The following is a 15,824-nucleotide window of genomic DNA, read 5'->3' on the forward strand; positions in this document are numbered from 1 at the left end:
AAACCTGCGCCCGACCGCAACATAAACAGGCAGGAACCACCCCATGCAAGACGCTGCCCCTTCCCTCCAACGCCTGCTTGGCATCATGGCCCGCCTGCGCGACCCCGAGAGCGGCTGCCCGTGGGACAAGGCGCAGGATTTTGCCTCGATCGCGCCCTACAGCATTGAAGAAGCCTATGAAGTGGCCGACACCATTGCCCGTGAGGACTGGGACGGCCTGCCCGATGAGTTGGGCGACCTGCTGCTCCAGGTCGTCTATCACGCGCAGATGGCCGATGAGAAAGGCCTGTTCGACTTCGCCACCGTAGCCACCCTGATCGGCGACAAGATGGTGCGCCGCCACCCCCATGTGTTTGGCGAGGCCGAAGCCCGGGCGGGCCAGTGGGAAAACGGCAAGGCGCTCGAACGTCTGGCCCGCAACCGGCGCGGCACGCTGGACGACGTGCCCGTGGGCCTGCCAGCGTTGATCCGCGCGCGCAAGCTTTCGGCGCGTGCCGCCCGCGTGGGGTTTGACTGGGATACGGTAGGCGAGGTCGCCGCGAAGGTGGATGAGGAACTTGATGAACTGAAGGTCGAGCTTGAAAGCGGCGACCGCGAGAAGATCTTTGATGAACTCGGCGATGTGCTGTTCACGCTCGCCACACTGGCCCGCAAGCTGGACATGGACCCCGAGGCCTGCCTGCGCCAGGCCAACGCCAAGTTCACCCGCCGCTTTACCGCCGTCGAGCACGATCTGGCCGACCGGGGGCTCGCACTGGCCGATGTGGACGTGAAAACCATGGAGGAAGGCTGGCAGGCGGTGAAACACCGCGAGCGTGCAGCAACAAAAAAGACTTAAAAATCAAAAGTTTTTGGTGAAGCTTTTTTTCAAAAAGCTTCGAAAGAGCGCCGCCTTTTTGAAAAAAGGCGGCACCCAAGAACTTTTATCTTTCAGGGAGCCGTCAGCAACAGGTCGTGCAGCGCCTGCCAGCTTGCGCGATCAGGCGCATAGAGCAGCCCGCCGCTACGGTCGGTCACGCGATAGGGCGCGCCATCAAAATGGGCGCTGTAGCCACCGGCTTCCTGATGGATCAGCCAGCCCGCCAGATGGTCCCACGGCAGGGTGCGGTTAAACAGCAGGAAATGGCAGCGCCCATCGACCAGCATGAGGTATTCATGCGCCGCACAACGGAAATCCCACGATCCCGCCACCTTGGGCAGGTTATGGGTCACCACATCACGCACGGGGGCTGGCAGGTAGCGCCATGAGGCATTGCCCGCCATCTCATGCGCGGGCACGGCGGGGGCAACCTGCAGGCGGCGCTCGCCCCCCTTGCCATCATCAAGCCACGCCCCCTGCCCGCGCGCGGCTATGGCCGCGATATTGCAGATGGGGTCCACAATCGCCCCGCCCACAACTTCGCCACCCGATACGGCAGACACCATCACGCCAAACAGCGGCACGCCCGCCGCGTAATTGGCGGTGCCATCAATCGGGTCGATGACAAAGGCCAGTTCAGCCGTGGCCAGGCCATCAAGCAGGTCAGGACTGGCGGCCACCGCCTCCTCCCCCACCACGAGGGCTTTGGGCCAGGCGGCCTGCAAGGCTGCGGTGAGGTCACGCTCGGTGGCTTCATCCGCCACGGTCACGATATCCATCGGCCCGCTCTTGCTGCGAATATCGGCACGGTCAAGGCAACGGAAGGACGGCATGACATGGCGCTGTGCTGCTTCACGCATCATCGCCACCACCTTGTGCATATCCGCCAGTGTGATCCGTTGCGTCATTGCCGCCTCCGCCCCTGTCCGTTGTTCAACCCGTCATTCCTGCGCCGGCGGGCGTCATTTTTCCACCCCGCGCGCCATCATGACCTGACCATCCAGAAAGCCTGCCTGTGCGGCCAGTTTTAAAAGACTCCCGCAACCATAAGGAAGTTTCTGATGAAGCTTTTTTTGGCAAGCTTCAGGAAATGCCGCCTTTTTGAAAAGAAGGCGGCATCCAGAAACTTCTCTTGATCCCGCAGTCCCTAATCGACCAGGCAGGTCACGACGCGACCGAACTGCATCTCGAAACGCGCACGGTTGGCAGGTGAAAGGCGCACGGTCATCTCGGCCCCTTCCTCCCCATCGGCACGCTCGGTCACCTCGCCATGCTCGTGCAGCCAGGCCATGGCCGCGCCCTCGGTTATGGGCACGCGGTAGCGCACGACTTCCATCGCGCGGGTCATGCGCTCGTCAATCGCGGCCAGCAGGTCGGGCAGGCCATCGCCGGTAATGGCGGAAATGACCACGTTGCCCGGTCGCGCGCCCACGGCGTCGCGCCCGCCAACGAGATCGGCCTTGTTCAGCACCTCGATCACACGCCCCTGCCAGTCGGCCTCGATCGTGCCGTTGCGCGCCATGCCCTCGAGCACCTCGATCACGTCATTGCGCTGCGAGGCGCTATCGGGGTGCGAGACATCGCGCACATGCAGGATGATGTCGGCCTCGGCCACCTCTTCAAGCGTGGCGCGGAAGGCGGCGATGAGTTCGGTCGGCAGGTCACTGATGAAGCCCACCGTATCGGACAGGATCACCCGCCGCCCCGATGGCAGCTGGATGCCGCGCATGGTGGGGTCCAGCGTGGCAAAAAGCTGGTCCTGCGCATACACGCTCGCCCCGGTCAGGGCATTGAACAGGGTGGACTTGCCCGCATTGGTGTAACCCACCAGCGCCACAATGGGGAACGGCACGCGCCTGCGGGCCTGCCGGTGCAGCCCGCGCGTGCGGCGCACCTGCTCAAGCTCGCGCTTGAGGCGCACGATCCGGTCGCCGATCATGCGGCGGTCGGCCTCGATCTGCGTCTCGCCGGGGCCGCCAAGAAAGCCGAAGCCACCGCGCTGGCGCTCAAGATGGGTCCAGGTGCGCACAAGGCGGCTGCGCTGGTATTCCAGATGGGCGAGTTCGACCTGCAGCGTGCCTTCACGCGTGGCCGCGCGCTCGCCAAAAATATCAAGGATCAGCGCGGTCCGGTCGATCACCTTGCAGCCCAGCGCGCGCTCGAGGTTGCGCTGCTGCACCGGGGTGAGCCGGGAATCGATAATGACAACGGTGATGTTGTCGGCCTTGACCGTCTCTTTAAGCGAATCGACCTGACCGCCGCCAAGCAGGGTAGCAGGCCTGCGGGCGCGTAGCAGCAGCACCGCCTGACACACCACCACCAGCCCGATGGAGGCGGCAAGTCCCACCGCTTCCTCCAGCCGGGCTTCGGCCGCGCGGGCATCATCGTGCCTGTCAGGGCGCTCCCATGGCAGGATGACAGCGGCGCGCGTGGCGGATGAAGGCGCCGCCACCGTCACGACGGGCTGCCATCCGTGGCAGCAGGTTCTTCCGTATCCTCAGCCGGGGGATCAAACAGGCTGACGGGGGTGGCGGGCATGACGGTGCTGATCGCGTGCTTGTAGACAAGCTGCGTATGCCCGTCGCGCCGCAGCAGAACGAAAAAATTGTCAAACCAGGTGATGATGCCCTGAAGCTTGACGCCATTGACGAGGAAAATGGTGACCGGCGTTTTCGACCGGCGGACGTGGTTGAGAAACACGTCCTGTACATTCTGTGAAGGTTCTTTTGCCACGGCAGGGCCTTACTTGTTGTTTGTTGGGCGAAAATCAACACGGCACAGTCACGTGTCATGCTACGGCGTTGCCACCATCCGTATCACGGTTCGTTGTCTAGCAGGCATGCGTCAGGTGGGCAAAAGCTCATCCTGCGTTGCGATCCTCCGATGTCACGCCGAGCTGCTTGAGCTTGCGGTGCAGCGCGCTGCGCTCCATGCCCACAAAGCCCGCGGTACGGCTTATGTTCCCGCCAAAACGCAAAAGCTGCGCCTGAAGGTACTGGGTCTCGAACAGGTCGCGCGCCTCGCGCAGCGGCAGGCTCATCACATCCTCGTCAGAATCGAACTTGAGCAGCGCGGGCGCCCCATCCCCCACCGAGGACGGCAGCATGTCGGCCCGGATGGGGTCGGTGCTGTTGCCCGGCATCATGATGAGCAGGCGCTCCATCAGGTTGCGCAGTTCGCGCACGTTGCCCGGCCACTCGTAGCTCTGGAGCGCGGCAATGGCATCGCCTGAAAGCTCGCGCAGCGGCAGGCCCGCGTTTTCTGCGGCGCGGTCAAGGAACATGCGGGCAAGCTCGGGTATGTCCTCGCGCCGCTCGCGCAGGCTGGGAATACGCAGCGGCACGACGGCGAGGCGATAGTACAGATCCTCACGGAAGCGCCCGAGCCCGATCTCGGCCTGCAGGTCGCGGTTGGTGGTGGCGAGCACGCGCACATCCACCTTGACCCGCCGCGAACCGCCAAGCCGCTCAAAGGTCTGGTCCTGCAGCGCGCGCACGATCTTGCCCTGCGTCTCGAGCGGCATGTCGGACACTTCATCAAGCAAAAGCGTGCCGCCATGCGCGCGCTCGAGCACGCCGGTGCGCCGACCCGTGCCATCATCGCTGCCTTCGATGCCGAACAGTTCTTCTTCAAACCGGCCCGGGGCGAGGGTGGCGCAGTTCAGCGCAATGAACGGCCCCTCCGCGCGGCGGGAGCTGGCATGGATCATCCTTGCTGCCACTTCCTTGCCCGTGCCCGCCGCCCCCGAGATCAGCACGCGCGAGCCGGTGGGCGCCACGCGGTCGATCTGGTTGCGCACGGCGGCAATGGCGGCGCTACGCCCCTCAAGCACGGTGCCCGAGCCCGCGCGCAGGCGCAGCTCGGCATTCTCGCGCGCAAGGCGCGAGGCCTCGAGCGCGCGGCGCACCACCACGAGCAGCCGGTCAGCCTGGAAGGGTTTTTCAATAAAGTCGTACGCGCCGTGCTGCAGGGCGGCAACGGCGGTCTCGATGGTGCCGTGGCCCGAGATCATGATGACCGGGACGGACGGCTCCTCCTTGTGCAGCACATTGAGGATGCCCAGCCCATCAAGCCGTGAACCCTGCAGCCAGACATCGAGCACCACCAGCGCGGGCCGACGCTCCCTGAAGGCGGCGATGGCTGAATCGGAATCACCCGCCAGCCGCGTTTCGTATCCTTCATCGGCCAGAATGCCTTCGATAAGGAGCCGTATATCCGGCTCATCATCGACGATCAGGATTTCATGCCCCATGGTCGTCCTTTATCGGCAAAATCAACGTCGACACAGCTCCCCTGCCCCCGGCATTGTCCTCAAGCCCGATGCTGCCGCCGTGATCTTCAAGAATCTTCTTGACGATCGCAAGGCCCAGGCCGGTTCCCTTGGGCTTGTGCGTCACATATGGCTCGGTCAGCCGGGCGCGATCCTCGACCGGCAGCCCGATCCCGTCATCCTCGACGCGCAGGCGAACATGCGCGCCGTCATTTTCCAATGTAATACGGATGTGGCCAATGACGCCATCCCCGCCCGGCGCCGCGTCGGGGGCGCGCATGGCAATGGCGTCGGCTGCGTTCTGCAACAGGTTGGTCAGCGCCTGGCCCACCAGCCTGCGGTCGCAGCGCACGATCGGCCCCCGGTCGGGCAGATCGACCTCATAGACCAGTTCGGGGTGGGCGTTGCGTTGCAGGATCAGCGCCTCGCGCACGATGCGCGAGAGATCCTCGTTGCGCATGACTGGCTGCGGCATGCGGGCGAAGGCGGAAAATTCATCCACCATGCGCCCGATATCGCCCACGTGGCGGATGATGGTGTCCACGCATTGCACGAACGTATCGGGGTCGGATGAAATCTCGCGCAGAAAGCGGCGCTTGAGCCGCTCGGCCGCAAGCTGGATGGGGGTGAGCGGATTCTTGATCTCATGGGCGATGCGGCGCGCCACGTCCGCCCAGGCCGCCTTGCGCTGCGCCACCTGCAGGGCTGTTATGTCATCAAAAGTAACCACGTAGCCCTCGGCCGAGACACCAGCCACGCTGCCCTGCATTTCCGCGCCGATTCGCACCAGCAGCGTACTGGCGCGCCCGCCCGCGAGCACCTGCACCTCGCCCGTCAGCTCGCGCGCACCATCATGGGCAATGCGGTCGAGCATGTCGGCAAGTTCGGGCACCACCTCGATCAACGGGCGGCCCACGCACTCGACCATGTCGCGGTGCAGCAGCACGCTCGCCGCCCGGTTGGGCAGTTCGATCATGCGCTGCGAATCCAGCCCGATCACCCCGGCCGAAACGCCTGACAGCACGGCCTCGGTAAAGCGGCGGCGTTCATTGATCTGGTTATTGGCCTGGATCAGCTCGGCGCGCTGGGTGGCAAGCTGCGTGGTCATGCGGTTGAAGGCGCGTGACAGGCTGGCCACCTCATCATCGCGGTCGCCCTCGGGCACGTTGCTGTCGAGATCGCCCTTGCTCACCCGCTCCGATGCCAGGATGAGCAGCCCGAGCGGGCGCACGATCTGGTTGGCCAGCATCAGCCCGATCAGGATGGCGGCACCGAGCACCAGCACCGCCACGAGCGCGAAGATCAGCACGAAGGTGAACTGGATCTTGCCGCGATTGCCATTGAGCCGCTGGTAGTCGGCCACCACCTGCTCGGTGCGGTGCATGTGCTCGAGAATGTCGGGGTCAACGGGGCGGGCGATCATGAGCATGAGCGGTGGCGTATCGCCCAGCGTCACAACCGCGCGGACAGTCTTTTCATCCGCCGAATCCAGGATCGCGATCTCGTTGGTGCGGGCCATGAGGGTTGCGGCGGGCGGCGGCAGGTCCTTCATGTTGGCCGTGCGCCCCATCAGCCCGCCCGAGGCCACGACCGTGTTGGTGAACGGGTCGTACACCACCGCCACGTCCAGCCCGCGCAGCGTAGCCTGCGAATCCAGCACCTGCGAGAGCGCATCGGCGTTGTGCAGCAGGTCGTTACCCGACCCGGCCAGCGCGGTCTGGGCGCTGACCAGGTAGTTGGCCAGCGAGAAGGCCTCGGTGCGGATGTTGGCGTTATGCTCCTGCAGGTACCCGCGCGAGGTTTCGAGCGCCTCGTTCAGCGCGGTGTTCACCCGGTCGCTGAACCAGATCTGGATGCCGTAATGAAAGAACACGGCGGCAAACGTGCCCACCACGATGGTGGGCGCCACCGCCACGATGCCGAACAGCGTGACCAGCCGCACATGCAGCCGGGCACCTGCCAGCCCGCTGCGCCGCTCGGCCAGCACGCGGCCCACCTTTTCGGTCAGCGATGTGGCCAGCAGCAGCAGCACCAGAAAGTTGAGAATGAACACCAGCGCCTGGATCTGCGGGTGATGGGCCAGCGAATTGCCACCCGACAGCACCACGAAGGTCGCAACCCCCAGCACAAGCGCGAGCAGCACCAGCACCAGGGCCACGTTGCGGCGCACGAGCATGTCGAGCATGCGCCGCGCCAGCCGATAGGCAACGCTCGTGCGCGGCGGGGCGGGCGTGGTCATGCCCCCCCGCGCACCACGGGAATGTCGAGATCGCGGATCTTCTTGCGCAGGGTATTGCGGTTCAGCCCCAGCATGGCGGCGGCGCGGATCTGGTTGCCGCGCGTGGCCGAGAGCATCATGGAAATGAGCGGGCGCTCCACCTCGGCAATCACCTTGTCATAGATATCGCTCATGGGCATGTCGTCCTGCCCTGCCCCCGCCGCGAGGAAGCGGCGCAGGTGGCGCTCGACCGCCTCGGCCAGGGTTTCGGTGCTGCTGCCCCCCTCGCCCGGGGCGCCACTGCTGCTGACTTCGGCGAGTTCGGCATCAATGATGTCGGCCCCGATGTTTTCCTGCGGGTGGAGTGCGGTGATGCGGCGCATCAGGTTTTCAAGCTCGCGCACGTTGCCCGGCCAGCGATAGGCCTGCAGGCGGGCCATCGCCTCCTCATCGAGCACGCGCACGTTGCCCGCGCCATCGGCGTTCTCGTTAAGGAAGTGCCGCGCGAGCAGCGGAATGTCCTCCACCCGCTCGCGCAGGGGCGGCAGGCGCATGGGCACCACGTTCAGGCGGTAGTACAGATCCTCGCGGAAGCTGCCTTCCCGGATGGCCTGACGCAGGTCGCGATGGGTGGCGGCGATGATGCGCACATTGGCCCTGATGGGCACGGTGCCGCCCACGGTGGTGAAGGCGCCATCCTGCAGCACGCGCAAAAGCCGGGTCTGGGCCTCGGGCGGCATGTCGCCAATCTCGTCAAGGAACAGCGTGCCGCCCGCCGCCTGCTCGAAGCGCCCCGCCACCCGGCTGGTCGCCCCCGTAAAGGCCCCGCGCTCATGGCCGAACAGTTCGCTCTCGATCAGGTTGCGCGGAATGGCAGCCATGTTGATGGCCACGAACGGCCCGGTACGGCGCGGCCCGTAATCATGCAGGGCGCGGGCGACGAGTTCCTTGCCGGTGCCGCTCTCGCCCGTAATCATCACGGTCAGGTCCGATGTCGTGAGGCGGGCGATGATGCGGTAGATGTCCTGCATCACCACCGAGCGCCCGATAAGCGACATCTGCTCCTCGGGCCGGGGGGCCACCACCGCGGGCTGCACCGGCATGGCGGGGGTGGCCAGCGCGCGGGCGACAACGGCCAGCACTTCCTTGAGGTCAAACGGCTTGGGCAGGTATTCGAACGCGCCGCGCTGGGTGGCCTTGACCGCCGTCATGAGCGTGGACTGGGCGCTCATCACCACCACCCGCAGGTCGGGACGGATACGGCGGATGCGCGGAATGAGGTCCAGCCCGTTCTCATCGGGCATCACCACATCGGTAATCACGAGGTCGCCCTCGCCTTCCTCCACCCACTGCCACAGGGTGGAGGCCTGGGCCGTGGCGCGGACCTGATAGCCCGCGCGCCCAAGCGCCTGGCTCAGCACCGTGCGGATGGAGCGGTCATCATCGGCAACAAGAATGGTCGGCAGCGACATACGCTATAAATCTCTCAACTCTGGCAGGGCTTCAGGGCGTGCCCCGGTCTTCGGTCACGACAGGCAGATGCAGCAGGACCTCGGTGCGGCCGGGGCGGCTTTCCACCTCGATCACGCCGCCATGGTCGCCCACGATCTTGCCCGCAAGCGCCAGCCCCAGCCCGCTGCCCGTGGTCTTGGTGGTGAGGAACGGCTCGAACAGGTGCGGGCGGATGTTCTCGGGAATGCCCGGCCCGTTATCACGCACCGACACCAGCAGCGGCAACTGCACGCGCTGGCTGCCCGCCCCGGTGGAAACCCATATGCCGGGGCGGTAGCTGGTGGTGAGCGTAATCTGCGGCGGCGCGTCGCCCTCGGGGTGGTCGTGCAGGGCCTCGGCGGCGTTCTTGACCAGATTGAGCAGCACCTGCACCAGCTGGTCGCGGTTGCCCCACACTGGCGGCAGCGAGGGGTCATACACTTCCTCAAAGCGGATATCAGCGGCAAAGCCCTGCTGGGCCAGCCTGCGCACATGCTCGAGCACGCGGTGGATGTTGACCGGCCTGCGCTCGATCGGGCGGTCGCTGAACATGTCCATCCGGTCCACGAGGTCGCGGATGCGGTTGACCTCGTCCTGGATCAGCACGGCAAGCTCGCGGTCCGATTCGCCCACCGAGGTTTCAAGCAGTTGCGCCGCCCCCCTTATGCCGGAGAGCGGGTTCTTGACCTCATGCGCCAAAATGGCCGCCATGCCCGCAACACTGCGCGCCGCCGAGCGGAAGGTAAGCTGGCGGTCGAGCACGCGCACGGCGGAGAAGTCATGAAACGTCAGCGCGACCGAGCCCGGCTCCTCCATCACGGGGGCGCCCTGCACGGTCACGCCCTCATGGCGCAGGCGGGGGCTTTCCAGCGTGACCTCGTGCTCGACCACGGTGTGATCCTGCGCGCGCACCTGCTCCATGAGCAGGAAGAGCGGGCTGTCACCGGGCAGGATATCGGTCAGGCGCATCTGCACCAGATGCGCGCGCGACATGCCGAAAAACGGCTCGGCGGCGCTGTTAACGTAGCCGATGGCGTTATCGGCGCGCACCACCACCACCGGCAGCGCCAGCGAATCGAGTATGACCTGCCCGTTTCCCGTTACGTTGTCGGGCGCGCAGGGCACATGGCCGGAGGGTGCGGGCGGGGTATGGTTCATGCCGCGCGCGCTGCGGCCTTTTCCGCCTCAACGGTGGAGGGGCGCGGCCCGCGCACATGGCCCGCCGCGATCTGCCCGTCATAGAATTCATGGATCATGCCGATCACGCCATCGACCGTGTCCATCTTGTTCACGGCAGCGCGGAAGCCTGCCGAACCCGGCAGCCCCGCCGAGTACCATGACACATGCTTGCGCGCGAGCCGCAGGCCGGGATGGGCGCCAAAATGGTCGATCATCATGCCGTAATGCTTCAGCACGATGGCTTTTTCCGCCACCAGATCAGGCTCGGGAATATCCTCGCCATGCATGAGCGCGCGCGCCACCTGGGCCAGGAACCACGGGCGGCCATAGCAGCCGCGCCCGATCATGACACCCTGTGCGCCCGAGCGCTCAAGGGCTGTGCGGGCATCCTCCACGCTCAGGATATCGCCATTGACGATCACCGGCAGATCCACCGCATCGACCACATTGCGCACGAAGTGCCAGTCCGCCGTGCCGTTATAGAACTGCTGGCGGGTGCGGCCATGCACGGTTACCATGCGAATGCCCGATTCCTGTGCAATTCGGGCCAGTGTGGGGGCATTGAGGCTGTTATGGTCCCAGCCCATGCGCATTTTCAGCGTAACGGGCACATTGACCGCGCGCACCACGCCCTCAAGCAGGCGGCCGGCATGGGCCTCATCACGCATCAGGGCGGAGCCGGCAAGCTGGCCCACGGCCACTTTCTTGACCGGGCAGCCGAAATTGATGTCGATGATGTCTGCCCCGCGATCAACCGCGATCCGCGCCGCCTGGCCCATCGCCTCGGGGTCGCACCCGGCAAGCTGCACGGAGTTGGGGCCGTCATCAGCCACTTCGGCCATGCGCAGGGTGGTCTCGTTCTCGCGGATCATGGCCCATGACGCGATCATCTCGGACACGACAAGCCCTGCGCCGAGGCTGCGCGCCAGCCTGCGAAACGGCAGATCGGTCACCCCCGCCATGGGGGCGAGAATGACCGGCGCCTTGAGAATGACCCCGCCACCCAGATCAATGGGCGAGAGCAGTTGAGACGACATGAACCCTACTTCCCCGCCGGCTTTCCAGCCGCGTGCGGCAACGTGGAAACAGGCCAGCTACATTATCCATCAAAAATGCTTATGATTTAGGCAGAATACCTGCTCCCGCCGCCCCGTGCAATCAGCTTCAGGGCACGCAACGCACATTTTTGCCCGATCGTGACAACCCGAAAAGCACAGCCGGAACAGACCCGACATTGCCCCTGCCCGCGCACAATGCTTGACGCGCGGCCCACATGGCCGCATTGCTCCGCATCATGCGTGTTGCAGCCATTCTTCTCGCCGCGGGCCAGGGCAGCCGGTACAGCGCCCAGACCGCGACCCCCGTCGCCAAGCAGTATGTCACGCTCGGCGGCTGGCCCGTCATCCGCCACGCGGCGGATGCCCTTGCCCCTCATGTCGGCCTCATCCAGCCGGTGGGCGATCCCGCCCTGCTGGCCCGTGCGCTTGAAGGCTTTGCGCCCGAAGGCTGCACGGTCCTGCCCGTGGTGCCCGGTGGCGAGACGCGCCAGGCCAGCGTGCGCGCGGGGCTTGAGGCCCTTGACCGCCTGCCCGGGGCCGAGCGCCCCGAACTGGTGCTGATCCATGATGGCGCGCGGCCCTACGTGCCCGCCAGCGTGACGCAGGGCGTGATCGCGGCATTGGCCGAACATGCGGGCGTGATCCCCGCAGTGCCCGTGGCCGATACCATCAAGCGCGCAAAGGATGGTATCATTACCGATACCGTGCCGCGCACCGATCTATTCCGTGCCCAGACGCCGCAGGGCTTCCGCTTTGGCCTGCTGCGCGACCTGCACCGCGCGGCCGAAGCCGCCGATGCCACCGATGACGCCGCCCTGCTTGAAGGCGCGGGTCACCCCGTGGCCATCGTGCCGGGTGCAGAAGACAACATCAAACTGACCTACAAGGAGGATCTGGTGCGACTGGAACGCCTGATCGGCCCGACCCTGCTGCCGCGCACAGGCATGGGCTACGACGTGCATGCCTTTGCCGAGAACCGTCCGCTCATCATGTGCGGCATCAACGTGCCGCACACGCGCGGCCTTGCGGGCCACTCCGATGCGGATGTGGGCATCCATGCACTGTGCGATGCCATTTATGGCGCCCTGGCCGAAGGTGATATTGGCCGCCACTTTCCGCCCAGCCAGAATGAGTGGAAAGATGCCGACAGCGCGCGCTTTCTGGTGCACGCGGGCGAGCGTATCCGCCAGCGTGGCGGCATGCTGGTCAATGCCGATGTGACGCTGATCTGCGAGCGCCCCAAGATCGGCCCGCACTCCGAAGCCATGCGCGCCCGCCTTGCCGAGCTGCTCAAGGTTGATGTCGACCGCATCTCGGTCAAGGCCACCACCTCCGAGCGCCTCGGCTTTACCGGCCGCGAGGAAGGCATTGCCTGCCTGGCCAGCGCCACGGTGCTGGTGCCCTGAGGCAGGGATAAAACGGACAGTAACTGTTTTGGGGGCCGCTTTTTTTCAGGGAGGGAAAGGCGGCACCCGAAAACTTTTATCTACAAGGTTGAGGTCAGACCGCCCGGCAAAGCTGGAGGAAGCGCGTCGCATCCTCCACTTCCACTGCCTGCAGGCGCAGGGCCTCGAGCAGTTTTGCGTCCTTGCCCCATATTTCCATCTGGCTGCGCTCGTCCACGCTGGCAATCTCGGCAGCTTTTGCCGCAGGCAGCGCGCCGGTCACGACTGCCAGTCCCAGCACGATGCTTTTCATCGCGGGCACCATCACCCCCAATGCGGCCAGGGTGGCATCATCCATTTGCGTCAGCAGCGCCCGCCACGCGTCATGCACGGCAGGTGACTGCACGAGCGGCATGATGCCCGTCGTCACTGCCATGTCGATGTCATGACGCGCACGCAGCCACGCAAGCTGCGGGTCCCATAGCGCCTGCTGCTCACGGCACAGGGGGGCTGGATAATCGGCGCGGTAACACAGCAGTTCGCCATCCACATAGTGCAGCAGGGCCGCGACCTGTGCTGTGGGATCAGGGGCCACGCGCTCGATCATGGTGCCCGCGATGCGCGTCATGGGCAGGTCATCGGGCGTGAAATGGCCGCCCTTTTCCCCGCCCGCCTTCATCCATTCATCAGCAATGGCCTGTGCGAGCGCGCGCGAGGGCACGCACAGCGCCGTGCCGCCGGGCAGGCGGATGCCCCGCCCGTCAAGTTCCACCGTAAAGCCGCCACCGGCAACCGGGCTGATCGCGGCCTTGGCCCAGAACCGCCGGCGCCTGCCTGCGGTCTGGGGCGTGGGGGGGCGTACGCCGTCCTTCATCATTTCAGGATGCCCAGCCCCTTGAGCAGGCCGCCAACCTTCTTCACATCAGGCGAGGCCTTGGAGTTGTTCAGCAGGCCAGCCGCGCCATTGGCGCCCCCTTCAGCCTTGGGGGCTGCCGTGGTGGGCTCGGGGCCGGTCGCGCCTTCACGCGCGGCCTTGAGGGTGGCCGGGCACGGATCGGTCACGGCATTGCTGTTCGAGCCGCCAAGCAGCAGGCCGATGGCGTAGCGCCCGTCAGACCCCGCATCCATCTTGGGGCGCGGCGCGCTGAGCGTGCCCCCTACGCGCAGCGGCACGGAAGCCCCGGTGCCACTGATCATGAGCTGCGGCACCAGATGCAGGTCAAGCGCCTGCGAGACCATGCCCACCGTGCCCTTGCCGGTTACGGTCAGCGCATTGGTCTGCACGCCGATGGTATCGACATTGGCCGTGCCATTGGCCATGGCCATGTGCAGGCCAAAGCAGCGCAGCGCGATCGGGCCGGACCCCAGCGCGCCACGCGCGGCATCACCAAGCAGTTCGCCCAGCGCACTGCCGCTGACCGTGCCATTGACCATCGACACGCCCAGATGCCCGTTCATGCCGTTACGCAGTTCGGTGCGGGTGTTGCCCTGCGTCCTGACCGAACCCACGACCTGTAGTGCGCCCTGCACCATGTTCGAAAGCCCGGCCTTGCTCTCCAGCCAGGCGGCGGGCAGCACCAGCGTGCCGATCGTGCCCGAAACGGTGGGGGTTTTGCCTGCCGTTGCATCCACCTCAAACTGCCCGGACAGGCGGCGGCCCGTGCCTTCGGCCTGCAGGGGGTCAACCTTCAGCACGCCGTTGCGCAGGTTGATGTGGGTCAGGGCATTACGATAGGTATCGCCCTCGAATTCCATCTGCGCCACCGTCAGGCGCAGGTCCATGTCCAGCTTGCGCAGTTCATCAAACGGCAGGGCCTCGTCATTCGCCTTGGCCTGCGCGGGGGCGGCGGTCACCTTTTTCGCATCCGCCTGCGCGGGCGGGCCCATCAGGGCATCGGCATTGAGCCAGCTTGCATCAATCGTGCCACTGACCAGCGGCACCCCGCCCACGCCACCATGCACGGACAGGTCAAGGCCGCCCTTGAGCGCAAGCTGCGTGCTCTTGACCACCAGATCGGACAGCTGGAAATGCGCGCCGTTATCCTCGCTCACCAGATGGGTCGAAGCATCGAGATGATCGAGCACCGCGCCATTGGGCAGCGGCAGTTGCCCCGCCGAGGCCGTGACATTGACCACCGCGCGCGAACCGCCCAGCGTGCCCGCTACCCGCAGCGAGCCCGGATCACCCGACAGGTCGAGCGAAAGCGGCAGCGCCTCGGCCAGGTGCGACATCACCGCGGCATCAAGCTGCTGGAGCGAGCCGAGCGTGCCGGTCAGCTTCAGCCCCTTGCCCTGCCACTGGCCCTGGCTGTTGATGGTGACCGTATCCTTCGGCCCCGGCGCGTCAATCGACAGGCCCTGCAATGTCAGGCCCGACAGGTACTGCCCCGCATCAACCGCCCCCGTATCGAGGTGCAGCGAATTGAGCAGCGGCGTGCTGCCTTCCTTGTCGGCGGCACTGCCATCAACCACATTGGCCTTGAGCGTGAGGCGGCGCACGTCGGGCAGGTTCAGCCCCGGCACGAAGGCGTCGATCGCCCTGAGGCTGGCGATGTTGCCATCAACCGTGACGTTATAGCCCTTCATGTGGTCGGGGTCGGCCACGGTGCCATCAAGCGCAAGCTGCCCCACCTGCTCGCCGCCTGCCTTGAAAGCCGCCTTGAGCGCGACGGGCCAGCCGGCGCGCGCGGTGGAGGTGAGGTTGATCGAACCCGTATGCCCCGCCAGCGTAAAGCTGCCGGTATCGTTATGGCCCGCCACGTCGATCTCGGGCTTGCTGCCATCCACATCGGTCAGGTTGATGTGGTCGAGCGCCACCTTGCCCTTGCTGCCCGACAGGCGATCATCCCAGTCCACATCGGCATTGCTGATGCGGATGCTGCCGATCTGCACCTTCCAGTCCGATGCCGCCTGCTGGGTCTTGGCATCCGGCTTTGCGGTGGCCTGCGCGCCGGTGGGGGTCAGGCGCCAGTTGGCCATGCCCTGTTTGGTGCGTTCGAGGTGGATGACCGGATGGTCGAGCTTTAGGCCATCAAGCTGGATCTCGTGGTGCAGCAGCGCCATCAGGCCCACGCTGGCCTGCAGCCTGTCTGCCGTGACCATGTCGGTATAGGCCCCGCCTGCCATGTCTGACAGGCCCACATCCTTCACCGAAAGCGAAAGGGTGGGGAAAACGCTGAACTCCAGCGCCCCCATGCGTACCTGCCGGCCGGTCTGTTTTTCAAGCGCGGCAATGGCCTTGGCGCGCACGGCATCGGGGTCGAGCATGGATTTGAGCACCAGCCCCCCGCCGCCTGCTATCACCACCAGGGCGACCGCCCCCCCGATCAGGATCCGTTTTGCATTTCCGTTCTGTGCCATCTTA

12 protein-coding genes are annotated in these 15,824 nt (G+C 65.7%); 2 read left to right on the top strand and 10 right to left on the bottom strand.

Annotation, left to right across the window (positions count from 1 at the left end; translation table 11 throughout):
• Nucleotides 1-43 precede the first annotated feature (43 nt).
• On the top strand, nucleotides 44-838 hold the full coding sequence (gene mazG, locus R5N89_RS11130; RefSeq protein ID WP_110566798.1) for a nucleoside triphosphate pyrophosphohydrolase: 795 nt from the start codon (nucleotides 44-46) through the stop codon (nucleotides 836-838).
• A 92-nt stretch (nucleotides 839-930) separates the two neighbouring features.
• Here mazG and R5N89_RS11135 read toward each other — a convergent pair whose 3' ends face one another.
• The 8 genes from R5N89_RS11135 to dusB all read right to left on the bottom strand — a co-directional run bounded on the left by R5N89_RS11135 (nucleotide 931) and on the right by dusB (nucleotide 11,054).
• Nucleotides 931-1,767 (bottom strand): inositol monophosphatase family protein, encoded by an 837-nt coding sequence (locus R5N89_RS11135; protein ID WP_110566800.1) that lies wholly within the window; start codon nucleotides 1,765-1,767, stop codon nucleotides 931-933.
• Nucleotides 1,768-2,006: 239 nt separating this feature from the next.
• Nucleotides 2,007-3,317 (bottom strand): GTPase HflX, encoded by a 1,311-nt coding sequence (gene hflX, locus R5N89_RS11140; protein WP_110566802.1) that lies wholly within the window; start codon nucleotides 3,315-3,317, stop codon nucleotides 2,007-2,009.
• A complete protein-coding gene (gene hfq, locus R5N89_RS11145; RefSeq protein WP_110566804.1) occupies nucleotides 3,314-3,592 on the bottom strand; it encodes an RNA chaperone Hfq in 279 nt (92 codons plus the stop codon). The genes hflX and hfq overlap by 4 nt, the downstream gene beginning before the upstream one ends.
• 127 nt (nucleotides 3,593-3,719) lie before the next feature.
• Nucleotides 3,720-5,111 (bottom strand): sigma-54 dependent transcriptional regulator, encoded by a 1,392-nt coding sequence (locus tag R5N89_RS11150; protein ID WP_110566806.1) that lies wholly within the window; start codon nucleotides 5,109-5,111, stop codon nucleotides 3,720-3,722.
• Entirely contained in the window at nucleotides 5,101-7,368 is a 2,268-nt protein-coding gene (locus R5N89_RS11155) for a PAS domain-containing sensor histidine kinase (RefSeq protein WP_110566808.1), read from the bottom strand. The genes R5N89_RS11150 and R5N89_RS11155 overlap by 11 nt, the downstream gene beginning before the upstream one ends.
• Entirely contained in the window at nucleotides 7,365-8,819 is a 1,455-nt protein-coding gene (gene ntrC / locus R5N89_RS11160) for a nitrogen regulation protein NR(I) (RefSeq protein WP_110566810.1), read from the bottom strand. Before ntrC ends, R5N89_RS11155 begins: the two co-directional genes overlap by 4 nt.
• Before the next feature lie 31 nt (nucleotides 8,820-8,850).
• The gene (locus R5N89_RS11165) at nucleotides 8,851-9,996 is read right to left on the bottom strand and encodes a nitrogen regulation protein NR(II) (RefSeq protein WP_110566812.1); all 1,146 of its coding nucleotides are present in this window, start codon (nucleotides 9,994-9,996) and stop codon (nucleotides 8,851-8,853) included.
• Nucleotides 9,993-11,054, bottom strand: coding sequence for a tRNA dihydrouridine synthase DusB (dusB, locus tag R5N89_RS11170; RefSeq protein ID WP_110566814.1), 1,062 nt, complete (start codon nucleotides 11,052-11,054; stop codon nucleotides 9,993-9,995). The genes R5N89_RS11165 and dusB overlap by 4 nt, the downstream gene beginning before the upstream one ends.
• Nucleotides 11,055-11,311: 257 nt before the next feature.
• On the opposite strand from dusB, the gene ispF reads away from it, so the two are divergent.
• Nucleotides 11,312-12,481 carry a 2-C-methyl-D-erythritol 2,4-cyclodiphosphate synthase gene (gene ispF, locus R5N89_RS11175; RefSeq protein WP_110566950.1) on the top strand — a complete coding sequence of 390 codons (1,170 nt, stop codon included), beginning with the start codon at nucleotides 11,312-11,314 and terminating at the stop codon, nucleotides 12,479-12,481.
• Nucleotides 12,482-12,575: 94 nt separating this feature from the next.
• On the opposite strand, the gene R5N89_RS11180 is transcribed toward ispF, so the two are convergent.
• A complete protein-coding gene (locus tag R5N89_RS11180) occupies nucleotides 12,576-13,337 on the bottom strand; it encodes an ATP12 family chaperone protein (protein ID WP_110566816.1) in 762 nt (253 codons plus the stop codon).
• A complete protein-coding gene (locus tag R5N89_RS11185; RefSeq protein WP_110566818.1) occupies nucleotides 13,334-15,820 on the bottom strand; it encodes an AsmA family protein in 2,487 nt (828 codons plus the stop codon). Before R5N89_RS11185 ends, R5N89_RS11180 begins: the two co-directional genes overlap by 4 nt.
• Nucleotides 15,821-15,824: the final 4 nt, after the last annotated feature.

The organism is Komagataeibacter sucrofermentans DSM 15973 (assembly GCF_040581405.1).
Taxonomy (GTDB): Bacteria; Pseudomonadota; Alphaproteobacteria; order Acetobacterales; family Acetobacteraceae; genus Komagataeibacter; species Komagataeibacter sucrofermentans.